This is a genomic window from Paenibacillus sp. NPDC055715 (genome assembly GCF_053617595.1).
Genome location: NZ_JBSHGA010000019.1, coordinates 1 through 12,807 on the forward strand (window position 1 = coordinate 1; position 12,807 = coordinate 12,807).

General features: G+C 49.7%; 12 protein-coding genes and 1 riboswitch. Of the genes, 6 read left to right on the top strand and 6 right to left on the bottom strand.

What is annotated here, in order from left to right; all coding sequences use genetic code 11:
• Positions 1-364: 364 nt before the first annotated feature.
• Entirely contained in the window at positions 365-580 is a 216-nt protein-coding gene (locus ACWGOO_RS20530) for a transposase (RefSeq protein WP_452486547.1), read from the top strand.
• A 183-nt stretch (positions 581-763) separates the two neighbouring features.
• Here the strand turns inward: ACWGOO_RS20530 and ACWGOO_RS20535 are convergent, their stop codons facing one another.
• Together ACWGOO_RS20535 and ACWGOO_RS20540 are read right to left on the bottom strand one after the other, a co-directional pair.
• The gene (locus ACWGOO_RS20535) at positions 764-2,866 is read right to left on the bottom strand and encodes a bifunctional 2',3'-cyclic-nucleotide 2'-phosphodiesterase/3'-nucleotidase (RefSeq protein ID WP_452486460.1); all 2,103 of its coding nucleotides are present in this window, start codon (positions 2,864-2,866) and stop codon (positions 764-766) included.
• Positions 2,867-3,086: 220 nt separating this feature from the next.
• The gene (locus tag ACWGOO_RS20540; protein ID WP_452486462.1) at positions 3,087-3,521 is read right to left on the bottom strand and encodes a pyridoxamine 5'-phosphate oxidase family protein; all 435 of its coding nucleotides are present in this window, start codon (positions 3,519-3,521) and stop codon (positions 3,087-3,089) included.
• A 202-nt stretch (positions 3,522-3,723) separates the two neighbouring features.
• A riboswitch (TPP riboswitch) is annotated at positions 3,724-3,833 on the top strand.
• A 195-nt stretch (positions 3,834-4,028) separates the two neighbouring features.
• Between ACWGOO_RS20540 and ACWGOO_RS20545 the strand changes: the two genes are divergently transcribed.
• The 5 genes from ACWGOO_RS20545 to ACWGOO_RS20565 all read left to right on the top strand — a co-directional run bounded on the left by ACWGOO_RS20545 (position 4,029) and on the right by ACWGOO_RS20565 (position 8,367).
• The gene (locus ACWGOO_RS20545) at positions 4,029-5,075 is read left to right on the top strand and encodes an ABC transporter substrate-binding protein (RefSeq protein WP_452486464.1); all 1,047 of its coding nucleotides are present in this window, start codon (positions 4,029-4,031) and stop codon (positions 5,073-5,075) included.
• Positions 5,076-5,434: 359 nt separating this feature from the next.
• Positions 5,435-5,728 carry an MTH1187 family thiamine-binding protein gene (locus tag ACWGOO_RS20550; RefSeq protein ID WP_134911458.1) on the top strand — a complete coding sequence of 98 codons (294 nt, stop codon included), beginning with the start codon at positions 5,435-5,437 and terminating at the stop codon, positions 5,726-5,728.
• Entirely contained in the window at positions 5,725-6,501 is a 777-nt protein-coding gene (locus ACWGOO_RS20555; protein WP_452486466.1) for an ABC transporter permease, read from the top strand. Before ACWGOO_RS20550 ends, ACWGOO_RS20555 begins: the two co-directional genes overlap by 4 nt.
• A 64-nt stretch (positions 6,502-6,565) precedes the next feature.
• Complete coding sequence (locus ACWGOO_RS20560) at positions 6,566-7,522, top strand: ABC transporter ATP-binding protein (RefSeq protein ID WP_452486468.1); 957 nt, start codon at positions 6,566-6,568, stop codon at positions 7,520-7,522.
• Positions 7,519-8,367, top strand: coding sequence for a TatD family hydrolase (locus ACWGOO_RS20565; RefSeq protein ID WP_452486470.1), 849 nt, complete (start codon positions 7,519-7,521; stop codon positions 8,365-8,367). The genes ACWGOO_RS20560 and ACWGOO_RS20565 overlap by 4 nt, the downstream gene beginning before the upstream one ends.
• Positions 8,368-8,543: 176 nt before the next feature.
• Here ACWGOO_RS20565 and nfsA read toward each other — a convergent pair whose 3' ends face one another.
• From nfsA to ACWGOO_RS20585, 4 genes are all read right to left on the bottom strand, one after another.
• On the bottom strand, positions 8,544-9,287 hold the full coding sequence (gene nfsA / locus ACWGOO_RS20570; protein ID WP_452486472.1) for an oxygen-insensitive NADPH nitroreductase: 744 nt from the start codon (positions 9,285-9,287) through the stop codon (positions 8,544-8,546).
• Between the two features lie 294 nt (positions 9,288-9,581).
• Complete coding sequence (locus tag ACWGOO_RS20575; RefSeq protein ID WP_452486473.1) at positions 9,582-12,038, bottom strand: heavy metal translocating P-type ATPase; 2,457 nt, start codon at positions 12,036-12,038, stop codon at positions 9,582-9,584.
• 114 nt (positions 12,039-12,152) lie between these two features.
• A complete protein-coding gene (locus ACWGOO_RS20580; RefSeq protein WP_452486475.1) occupies positions 12,153-12,353 on the bottom strand; it encodes a copper ion binding protein in 201 nt (66 codons plus the stop codon).
• Positions 12,354-12,413: 60 nt separating this feature from the next.
• The gene (locus tag ACWGOO_RS20585) at positions 12,414-12,764 is read right to left on the bottom strand and encodes a metal-sensitive transcriptional regulator (RefSeq protein ID WP_452486477.1); all 351 of its coding nucleotides are present in this window, start codon (positions 12,762-12,764) and stop codon (positions 12,414-12,416) included.
• Positions 12,765-12,807: the final 43 nt, after the last annotated feature.

The window sequence follows — 12,807 nt, forward strand, 5'->3', positions numbered from 1 at the left end:
CCTGCGTAGGGTCGTTGGTGGTACTTCTATTTTACGCGGAGAGTCAAGTGTGTCTCTTTTTACATTTCATGGAACTGATTTTTAGCAAGTACAGTCAATGACATAGATACCTACAGAATTATCATTACTGTTCACATATAAAGTGTATGCCATATTATTGTATTCGACGGTTGATAATAAATATCCACTCAAAAGAATAGTTCTATATTTCAAATTTTCTTTATCAAAATAAACCAATTCATTGGTGTACTGTGTGGGAGAATAACCCGGATTAATACCCACCAGAGCAAGACTAGCGGAAAAAGCTAACCGTCGAGCAGAAAAAAGAGTTCCAAACCTTGAAAGACAGTCCCCTGAAGAAGGGATTCTTCGCTGGTTCCACAGCCGCATGACCAATGGTCTGCTGGAAGGGATTAACGGTCGGGTACAGGCCTCCAAACGACGAGCCCACGGCTACCGTAATGTGGACAATCTCATTGCGATGGTCTACATGGTAGCGAACAAAATGCGTATGCCATCTCTTGTGGCACGGAGGAGCGAGAACCGTGTTTTCCTCCTCCCTTTTTATACAAGATTGTAATAGATCTTTTAGAGTGAAGCTAATCTATGAAACGATTCTACTGTGGTCTACCCATCCAATAGAGCGAAGAGCCAAACAAATATCCTTCTCTAAAAGCAAAGGGGTGCCCATAGCCATTTCCGTAGCTTTTTGGGCACCCCTTTAAGAGATGTAGATCCTGTTCTACACATTAGTATAAAAAATTCACCTGGAAGTCTTTGGTTTGGTTGTTTTAGCTGGTTTAGCAACCGCAGGTTTAGTTGTTTTTACGGCTGGCTCCGCTGTTGCTTTTGCTGGAGCCACGGTTTCCTTTACAGAAGTCGTTGCTGCATTGGACTTCACGCCAGATTTCAGGCTATATTTGGCAAATCCGTCAGCCGCGCTGCCCAGGAATGAAATTTGTTGATTTCCGGCAAGCGCGTCTTTTGCATTAGGCGAGGATTCGAAGGTAACCTTAGCCTCATCGAAAGGAGCAATAGACCAGTTGTCATCCGCAGCCGGGTTAATCGTTCCGTTCGTACGAATGTAATCAATAACGACTTGGCGGCTTTCATCCGGCGCTGCCAGCACAATGCGTTTGCCGTCCGGGTTCGCCAGTTTGGATGAGGAAGCACGATAGTTATTGGTCGCTACGATAAATTTCTGTGCGGGATCAATCGCTTTCCCGTTGTATTGTAAATCCTTGATACGATGAGCCGAAGGATTAATAACGGTTCCCTTGGCATCATATCGTGCAGGCTGAGTCACATCAATCTGGTACTTCACACCGTCAATAACATCGAAATTATAGGTCGGGAAATCCTTGTTAATCAGCGATTGTTCCTCGGTTTTCTTTGGATCGATACGGGTGAACTGGCCCGCAGACCATTCCAGCCATTCCTGAATTTCAGCACCGGTAACTTCTACGGCCTGAACCGTGTTTGGGTACACGTACAGATCGGACACGTTTTTAATGGCTATCGTGCCTTCTGGAATGTTGGTGTAATACTCGGCACCATTTCGACCACCAGCCTTGAATGGGGCGCCAGCCGACAATACGGGAAGATTTTCGTATTCGGTCCCTTTAAGATGGTTTTGTACATACCACTTTTGTGCATTCGTCACAATCTGAATGGAGGGGTCATCCTGCACTAATGCAAAATAACTGTTAATCGGAGCGGTTGTGGTTCCTACCGGTTGACGAACATAATCCAGCGTTCCTTTATGCTCATCCTTGATCGCATCTATCAGTTTAAAGTCAGGAATAATCCGCACAGCCTGATTTTTGGTATTCACAACTGGACGCACCTCAGACTGAGAATTAGTTACGTTCCACTCGTTTTTTTTCTTTTCCAGACTCAGGTCAATAATGCCTAGCTCCTTGCCCCACGAGGAAGCTTCTACAGCCGGTACGCCATTAATCGTTCCTTTATCCAGATCTACACCCCTCATTCCCTTAAAGTCAGGGCCGGGGAAAGATTTATGTGCATGTCCAAATAGAATAGCGTTAATTCCCTCCACCTGGCTCAAATATTTAACGGCATTCTCCATCAATGGAGTTTGCGGTACATCCTCATAACCTGTGTGTGCCAGCACAATAATAATGTCGGCACCCTCGGTTTTCATTTGAGGAATAAACTTTTTCGCCGTTTCCACAATATCCTTCGTAACGACCTGACCCTTCAAATTGGCTTCATCCCACTGCATAATTTGAGGGGCTACCAAGCCGATTACGCCCACTTTGATCGTATAATCATCACCCTTTTCATCCGTTACCGTTTTATCAAGAATCCGATAAGGGGTAAAATAATTTTTAGTGCTTTGGCCCCCGATGTCAGCATAAACATTCGCATTTACGTAAGGAAAATCGGCTCCCTTGAGCGATTTCTCCAAAAAGTCGAGGCCATAATTAAACTCGTGGTTTCCCAGGGTAGCCGCATCGTAGCCCATCAAGTTCATCATCTTGTAAACAGGATGGACACGGCCTCCTTGCTCGAAGGTTTTGCTTCTGGCCATATAATCGCCCAACGGACCGCCCTGCAACAAGTCGCCGTTATCAAACAACAGGCTGTTTCTCGTTTCACTGCGCGCCTGCTGAATCAGTCCGGCAGTGTTAATCAAGCCATATTCGTTAATTTCCTTGTCTGCATAATAATCGTAGTTCATCAACGTGGTGTGAATATCCGTTGTTTCCATGATGCGCAAATTCACTGTAGAGCTCTCCCGAGAATCATTGGCAGCCCAGGACGGAGCGGCTGTAAATACCAGCATGCTACTGGCTACGGCTGCTGCTGTAAAGCCTTTAAACCATTTTTTATGAAATAACAAAATATATCCCTCCTCATAAGGTGTAGGCGTTATACACATACTTTTGCACATATATGTAAGCTTTGAACCCACCTTTCCTATTTTAATCCAACACCAGGAAAAAAAGTAGTCATTTACTCCACTTATTTATGAAGAAATAATAAATTTCCGAGAATATAAAAACCAGCAAACCTCCCAAATAACTCGGAGAATTGCTGGTTTCCTCCTATTCTATCCGTTTCTATTTCTCCCACACCTGACGTCCAGTTTGCTTACCCACATACTCAATGCGAGTCGGGTTTACATCCAGAATGACATAATCGGGATCATCCGGGCCGGAAAACCATTCTTTTAGGGAGTCGTTCCACACCTGTTTGCGTAATCCCTCATTAGCCGTTACCCGGACTGTAGCCTCGACCTCTACAACTTCCTTCGTACCGCCAACCTCATAGCCCAGCAGCAGATAAGCGTTTGGATTGTCCTTCAGCTCTTCTACCTTATGTGTTTTGCGATCTGTCGCCAGATGAATGTTCAGCCCTTCGTTAAAAAGAGCCATATAGCGCACCTTCGGCTTGCTGCCTTCCACCGTACCCAACGAGCAGAATTTGTTGTTATCCAAAGCCTTTACAATGGCTTGTTCCAGTTGGCTGCGATCCAATGTTTCCGTTTTACCCACGGTACAACAACTCCTTTTTGCAAATTAGAATTCCTGTGAATTGGTTTCCGCAAGATCATGGTCATTTCCAGACCAAAGCTCACATTAAAAGTGTACCCTGTCGTTTGGCAAATGAACCGTCACTTCTTCCCCCATGCTGGACAGACCCGCCTTCTAAGCATATAATCGTCGTAGTCAACCCGAATGAATAACCCATTCGACTATACAATGCCAGGGGTGCTGGAATCGGCCGGCTGAGAGTGTGTCCCAAGACACTGACCCTTACAACCTGATCTGGGTAATGCCAGCGTAGGAATGCTTAAGCAAGATGCGCCCTTTCTTTGACCAGGCCCATCCCCTACTTTGGTATATACAAGCGCAAGCGTCCCGGAACATCGGGGCGCTTTTTTTTGTGAAAGATGATGTTGTTGGAACAGATAGCGTCCGGCAGAAGTTATTTTTGTGAAATGGGAAAGATAAGCTGTCTGATCCGACGGATTACGGGTAATAAAAGGAGAGAACACAACGATGAAACGCATGAAAATGTTAAGCCTTGGGCTGATCAGTCTGTGGCTAATGGCCCTGACTCTGACCGCCTGCGGCGGAAGCTCCCCCTCTGCACCGCAAGGCGCGGCTCCTGCCGCCAACACCCAAACGTCTCCCCCGACCAAGGGACTCAAGGACGTTAAAGTCGTGCTCGACTGGACGCCAAATACAAATCATACGGGACTCTATGTCGCCAAGGACAAAGGATTTTACGAAAAAGCAGGCTTGAATGTCCAGATCGTTCAACCCGGCTCAGGCGGAGCCGATCAAATGGTTGCTTCCAATGCTGTACCTTTTGGTATCAGTTATCAGGAAGGCGTCACACAGGCCCGTACGCAAGGGGTACCACTCGTATCCATCGCTGCGGTCATTCAGCATAATACATCTGGCTTCGCAGCCCCGGTGGATCGCGGGATTAAGAACCCGAAGGATTTTGAAGGCAAAACCTACGGGGGCTGGGGTTCGCCCGTAGAAGAAGCGGTCATGAAATCCATCATGGACGCAAACAAAGGCGATGTAAGCAAGGTGAAGATCATCAACATGGGTAATGCCGATTATTTTACAGCCGTGAAGCGGGATATCGACTTTGCCTGGATTTTCTACGCATGGACCGGGATTGAAGCCCAATTACGGGGTGAACCACTGGATATGCTGTATGTAAAAGATTATTCCAAAAGCCTGGATTACTATACACCTGTGATTGTGAGCAACGAACAGACGATTAAAAATAATCCCGAGCTGGTCAAGGCCTTCATGGACGCGACCGCCCAAGGCTATGAATATACCATCGCTCACCCGGAAGAAGCCGCAAATATCTTGATCAAAGCTGTGCCGGAGCTGGACAAAAAGCTGGTACTCGCCAGCCAAAAATGGCTAAGCCCGCGTTATCAGGACGATGCTACCCAATGGGGCGTGCAAAAAGCGGAAGTATGGCAAAACTACTCCAACTGGATGTACGAGCGCAAGCTACTCAGCAAACCCTTGGAAGTCGATAAAGCCTTCACAAACAACTTCCTGCCCAAGCGCTGATCTTGTACATCGAACTTGAAAGTAGCCTTTGTGCCACTACGCAGTCGGATGGTGCTTCGCTTGTAAAGCACCATTCCGCCTACTTCGTTCTTATGCTTGTTTCGCTTTTATAAAAATGCCACACAACCTAGCTTAAAAACTAAGGTGCTTTTAAGGTGGTTGGCAGCGCAGCGGTTCATTTGAATCTGGAGAAGCGTAGCGCTCGCCTTTGCTGTGGGATTCTTACCTTTTAAATTTATCCAAAGAATCCCACAGCAACAGCGATCGTAAGATCAAATGAAACGCGGAGTGGTCTCTCAACCACCTTAAACCACCATATTTTCCCAAAAACACTCCACATGAAGGACAGGTGAATTCACATGGCTAACACACTGCTCAGTATTCAAGTGATTCCTAAAACCCCAAATAACGAGGACTCTTATGCATATGTAGATAAGGCGATTGAAGTTATTCAGCGCTCTGGTGTCAAACATCAGGTGAACCCCTTGGACACAACCATGGAAGGTGAGCTGGATGAGCTGCTGAAAGTGGTTAAGGACATGCACGAGGCACTGACAGAAGCAGGCAGTCCAAGTGTCATTTCACAGATCAAAATCGCACATAACCCGCAGGGCATCAGCATGGATAAGCTGACCGAGAAATATCGCCCATGAACCCGAAAGGCAAAAGCGCATCCTGGTGGAGAAGCGTATGGCCGCCCCTTGTGGCGGTCCTCTTCTTTTTAGCGGCCTGGCAGGGAGCGGTTTCCTATTGGCATATTGAATCATGGATACTGCCTGCTCCGTCCCTGATCGTGCAGGAGGGCATGGCCCAGTCAGCACTGCTCAGCGCGCACACTTGGGCTACCATTCGCTTAACGCTGGCGGGATTTGCTATCGGCACAGTGACAGGGCTATTGATCGCTATCATTCTTCATACCATCCCTTTTCTCAAATCAGCTCTGTATCCACTGCTCATTCTCAGTCAAAACATTCCGACCATCGCTCTCGGCCCATTGCTGATGGTGTGGTTTGGTTTTGGCATGTTGCCCAAGCTGATGGTTATTACACTGGTCTGCTTTTTCCCCGTGGCTGTAGCGGCCATGGACGGGCTAACTCGGACGGACCGCACGATGATGAGCTATATGCGCATGTCGGGCGCAGGCCGCATGGCTATTTTCATGAAGCTGGAGCTGCCGCATTCCCTGCCACAAGTATTTTCGGGCATCAAGATTGCCGCCACCTACAGCGTGATGGGCGCAATCATTGCCGAATGGATCGGAGCCAGTGAAGGAATTGGATATTATATGAACCTGCAAAAGTCGGCCTACCGTACAGATCTGATTTTTGCCGCCATTGGCATTATCGTTACACTTAGTTTGCTAATGTTCGTAGCTATTCTACTGCTTGAAAAATGGCTGGTACGCTGGAAACCCGATCAGGAATAGCTTCCAAATGGTATGACCAGAATACGCTGGAACCGAAGGATACCAAAGAAAGGACGTGGTGCGTATGAGTCTGCATCCTACTGACCTATCACCGCAAAATATGGCTGATGGACAATCAGCCCAAGAGGCCGTGGAACAGCAGGAACGTCCCTTTACTCCTCCAGCCTTGGAGCTGGACGGTATCAGCCTTGCCTTCCGTGAAAAGCGAAGCTTGCTACCCGTATTGCAAGATGTATACCTGACCGTCCAACCCGGGGAATTCGTCTCCCTAATCGGTCCGTCCGGCAGCGGCAAAAGCACGCTGTTTCACATCATTGGTGGGCTGCTCAAGCCCCAGCAGGGGCACATCCGTATGCACGGACAGGACGTAACCGGCGAACGCGGGCATATCAGCTATATGCCCCAGCAGCCCGCGCTCTTCCCGTGGCGTACCACGCTGGACAATGTGCTGCTCGGGCAGGAAAATGCGCCGCGTAAGGCTACAGCAGCGCAGCCCCGGCACACCAGCGAACGCGAACGCCGTGAGGAAGCCCTGCAATGGCTGGAGCAGGTCGGGCTTGGCCCATTCGCCAAGGCGTATCCGCATATGCTCTCTGGCGGCATGCAGCAGAGGGCGGCTTTCTTGCGCGCGCTGCTCAGTCCGCAAGAGCTGATGCTGCTGGATGAGCCGTTCAGCGCACTGGATGCGCTGACGCGCGGAGACATGCAGCAATGGCTATTGCGGATGTGGGAGAAGAACCGCCGCTCCGTGCTGTTCATCACTCACAGCATTGAGGAAGCGTTGCTGCTCTCCGACCGCATCTACGTACTGTCGGCACGACCTGCTTCGGTGATACACGTCGTAGACGTTCCCTTCCCCCGTCCTCGCAGGGAAGAAATCACCCTCGATCCGGGCTTTATCGAATGGAAACGGAAAATGACAGGCTGGATGCGCGAGGAAAAGCACAGACTGGAAGGAGACACGGGCAACGCTGGAGGCGTCCGTGAGGGTGCTTCAGGCAATGAGGCGAAACCGTTATGAATGACTCGAAGGACATGAAACTGGATGTGAGAACGCCATCGGCAGCACCCGCGCCGCTCATCGACGCGCACATTCATGTGGATAGCTATCCGCCTGAGCAGCAGGAGCTATTGCTCGCTTCGCTTGCTGATAGCAGCGTCGAAGCCGTCATAGCCGTGTCCATGCATCTCGCCTCCAGCCGGGCCAATTTGCGCTTGTCTGAGCGTTTCCCCGGTCTGGTACGCCCCGCCTTTGGCTTCCATCCCGAACAGCCTCTTCCATCGCAAGCCGAGCTTGATCTGTTGTTCGACTGGATGGACAAGCATGCAGAGCATATGGTCGCCATAGGTGAGGTCGGCTTGCCCTACTATAATCGGCTGGAAGCCTTGCGGAGCGGTGTTTCCTTTGACCTCGCTCCTTACATAGAATTACTGGAGCGTTTTGTCCGGTTTGCTCGGAAGCATAACAAGCCGATTGTGTTGCATGCCGTCTACGAGGACGCAGATATTGCCTGCGACTTACTGGAACGCCACGGCGTCACGCAGGCGCATTTCCATTGGTTTAAAGGCTCTGCCGCCACGACTGAACGCATGGCCCGTAACGGCTATTACGTCTCCTTCACACCGGATCTCTTGTATGAGGACGAAATCCGAAGTTTGGCAACACAGTATCCATCCGGTCAGGTGATGGCGGAAACGGACGGCCCTTGGCCCTTTGAGGGGCCTTTTGCCGGACAACAGACCCACCCACACATGACCAGCGAAGTTATTCGCGCGTATAGCAAACTGACAGGTCAAGATGAAACTGCCGTTCGGCAATTATTTTATGACAATACGAGACGCTTTTACGCACTGCCTGCTTTCTAAAGCCATATCAGCTATTCCCTGAAAAGATATACAAGCCAGCTTATAACAAAAGCAAAGAACCTCCTATTTTGCGGACTCATCATGCGCAAAAAGGAGGTTCTTTGTATTTTTCAAACATACCTATGGCTTCATGCCATTTATAGGTTGCTGCGTTATTTTTATCGCCTGCCCGACCTTTATTGCTTCAAAAATCCCTTTTGCTCCAAAAAAGACTTCATCTGCAAGCGTGCAGGCTCGGTCAGTCTTGCTGCCATCTGCTCTGACCATGGGGTAGACCGCTGGCCACCTGTGCGTTCCTTCAAATATTCAGCCGATGTGTGATCATACAGATCCACAGCTTTCATCGTCTGATTTTTATCGTAGCCGTTCATATGCAAGACACCGGACAGCGGAAGACGCGGACGTAAGCCCCCTTCCTGATCCGGTACACCAATACACATACCGAACACCGGATATACCAGCTCAGGCAATCCCAACAGCTCGGATACCTCGGCTATTTTCGTACGGATGCCCCCGATGTAGACAATGCCCAAACCGAGTGATTCGGCGGCTACCGCTGCATTCTGTGCAGCTAACGCGGCATCAATGGTCGCAACCGTATAATTTTCGACGGAACCTTCATAGGAAGGCTGGCCCGGCTGATGGTGAACCGTGACCTGCTTCAATCGGTACAAATCTGCACACCATACGAGGAACGCCGGGCATTGCTCAACATGAGCCTGCCCACCCGCCAACTCAGCCAGCTTTGTTTTCAAAGAAGGCTCTGTAACGGCAATGACGGTATAAGCCTGTACATTGCTGGACGAGGAAGCCATCTGGCCCGCTGCCACAATAGCTGCGAGCTGCTCGTCGGTAACAGCGTCTGATTTGAATTTTCGTACAGACCGATGATTCATCAACAAGGAAATCGTATCATTCATAACTGCTTCACTCCTAATCCATAAAATAAGCTCTTTATCTGTGTCAAGCTGTGCGTATACGAAGAAGTTTTTTCATGTTTGCATGGCACTACTACAAGTAGTATGAAACTTTCGCAAATGATAAGCAACCCAACACGACAGGATGAAGGGTGACAGCATTGCTAAAAAAGCTGAACATAGCAAAAAGGCAAGCACGCTGGAGGTTAAATCCCTGCGTACTTGCCTGATGAACAACTGATCATGCTTTATCGTGATGTCTGCTGCTCGCGTCCCTTCTCTGATAAACAAACCTGATTACAGCTTTACCCGTTGGAGACGCAGTGCATTCAGCACAACCGAAACAGAGCTAAATGCCATGGCCGCTCCCGCCAGCCACGGGGCAAGGAAGCCCAAAGCTGCAATCGGGATGCCAATTACGTTATAACCTAACGCCCAAAATAGATTTTGGCGTATATTCGTCATCGTGCGGCGGCTCATTTCGATCGCATCGGGAATGCTGTTCAGATTACCGCGCATGAGCGTGATATCCGCAGCTTCCATAGCCACATCCGTACCTGTGCCCATGGCCATCCCGATATTAGCGGTAGCCAGCGCGGGTGCGTCATTAATGCCATCCCCGACCATAGCTACGATCAGGCCCTGCTCCTGAAACCGTTTTACTTCTTCGGCCTTGCCCTCTGGCAATACCTCAGCCAGCACCCGATCAATTCCGGCCTCGGCAGCAACAGCCCGCGCGGTCCGCTCATTGTCACCCGTAATCATAATGACCTCAATGTTCATTGCACGCAGACGGGCAACTGCCTCCCGTGACGTTTCCTTAATCGTATCCGCCACGGCTACCAGTCCGGCATAGGAACCGTCCACCGCAATTAGCATTGCTGTTTTGCCCGCGTTCTCCAGCTCATGCATATGCTGCTCGGCTAATTCGCCAACCGCGATGCCCTCACGACTCATCAAACGACGTGTACCTGCCAGCACTTGCTTGCCTTCCACATGAGCCTTCACGCCATAGCCCGGAATATTTTCAAAATCCGTCGGCTCTACTAGCTCAATGCCGCGATCCGCAATCCCTCTTACAATGGCTTCTGCCAGTGGATGCTCAGAGCTTTTTTCCGCCGCAGCCAACAACCGCAGCAAATCTGTTTCGCCCAAACTCCCTTCTCCGACCACAACATCCGTCAGCTCAGGCTTGCCGTTCGTGACCGTGCCCGTTTTATCCAGCACCACAGCATTGACCGAACGAGTCATCTCCAGATGTTCGCCGCCCTTGAACAGAATGCCGTATTCAGCGGCGCGTCCCGATCCCGCCATGATAGAGGTTGGCGTAGCCAATCCAAGCGCACAAGGGCAAGCAATGACAAGCACCGCAATCATTTTCTCCAGGGAGCCTGCAAAGTTAGCCGGAGTCACAAGGAAAAACCAGACGATAAAGGTCAATGCAGCTATAGCTACAACGATTGGAACAAAAATTCCTGATATTTGGTCAGCAATCCGCTGAATCGGTGCCTTAGAATTTTGCGCATCTTCCACGACCCTAATAATACGTGCTAACGCCGTATCTCCACCGACACGCTCAGCCTGGATACGAAGCACACCGTTTTTATTGAGCGTGGCTCCTGTGACCGCAGAACCTGCCTCTTTTTCCACCGGAAGGCTTTCGCCACTCAGCATGGATTCATCCACCGCCGAGCGTCCGTCCACCACCACACCATCGACAGGAATTTTCTCGCCGGGGCGTACAATAAAAATGTCCTTCACGCGAACCTGCTCAATCGGTATGTCAAGCTCTTGCCCATCACGTACTACACGCGCTGTCGTCGCCTGTAGACTCATCAGACTCTTGATCGCCTCGGATGAACGGCCCTTGGCTACTGCCTCAAACCATTTGCCGACGAGAATAAGCGTAATCAGGACCGCACTTGTCTCATAGTACAGTTCAGGCATTTTCATGACAGACATCCCCCCCATACCATCCATCATGGTCGACGGACGCAAGGTGAGATACAAGCTGTAAAAATAAGCCGAAGACGTGCCCAGAGCAACCAGTACATCCATATTGGAGCCGCCGTTGCGCAACGCCTTATACGCCCCAACGTAAAACTGCCAACCAATCACAAACTGTATCGGCGTAGCCAGTGCGAACTGGAACCATGGATTCAAAAACAAGCTCGGTACATACATCCATGAGGTAAATGAGAAATGAGTGACCATCGCCCACAACAACGGAAATGACAGTACCGCAGACACAATCCACTTCCATTTTTTACGATCCAAATCCTTGCTGCGCACGTCTGCGATATTATCCTCGGCACTCTGCGGGATGGCTCCATAGCCAAGCTGCTCAATCTTGCTCACCAGATCACCGACTGCAATACTTCCCGCCGCATATTCCACATGCGCCGTTTCCATCGCCAAATTTACCGTAGCACCCGTAACACCCGGCATCCGGTTCAGACCCTTCTCAATCCGGGTTGCACAGGCTGCGCACGTCATGCCCGTCACATTCAGATTGGCTTCCTCACTCACGGTTCCAAAACCAAGTGAAGCAATTTTATCGCGAAAATCAGGAATATCGGCCTGCTTCGGATCATACGAAATCGACGCCTGCTCCAAGGCCAGATTCACATTAGCCTGCGCCACGCCGTCTATTCGATTCAGTCCCTTTTCAATACGGCTGGCGCAGGCAGCACAGGACATCCCCGTAATATGAAGCGTGGTCTGCTTGTCACCGTCGGTCACACGGTTTTCCATGGTTACTCTCCTCCTACATACCCCTATGGGGTATATTCATGTCCAAAAGAAAAAGCCTCTTCATGGAAGCTTCTCCTTTAAAACAAATCTTTTTACGCGTTATATATCCTTAACTTAAACAACGTCGTAGCCTTGGTCCTCGATTGCGGTTTTTAGAGCTTCCACATTCAGCTTGGACTCATCGTATTCTACTGCCACTTGTTTCGCTTCAAGACTGACCTTGCCGGAAGCGCCGACTTTCTCCAAAGCTCCTTCTACTGCTTTCACGCAATGATTGCAGTTCATGCCTTCTACGTTCAATGTAACTTGTGTCATTTCTGTTTCCTCCTCCGGGGTATTTCATGTACCCGATTTTCATGTGTATGGGCATTGCTCTTAACGGATTAGCTTCTTGACCGTAACCAGCAGCTCGTCGATCACTTCCGGCTCTCCGGCCTGCATGCGCTCAATGACACAGCTTTTCATATGCCCTTCCAGCAGCAGCTTGCCGACACCATTCAGGGCGGATTGGACAGCCGCAATCTGGTTCAGCACATCGTCACAGTAGGTATCCTTCTCGATCAAGCCCTTGATTCCTCGAACCTGACCTTCAATACGGTTCAATCGGGATGTAAGACTGTTCTTGAATTCTGCCGAGTGGTGACTTGTTCTGACGGTCTTTTCCCCTTCTGTTCCGCAATGAGCCTCATGGACTTCAGCGTTGGAAACAGGTTGCTCTTCAGCCATACATCAGCCTCCTGTATTGTGTATATGCATTCATGCATTTGTA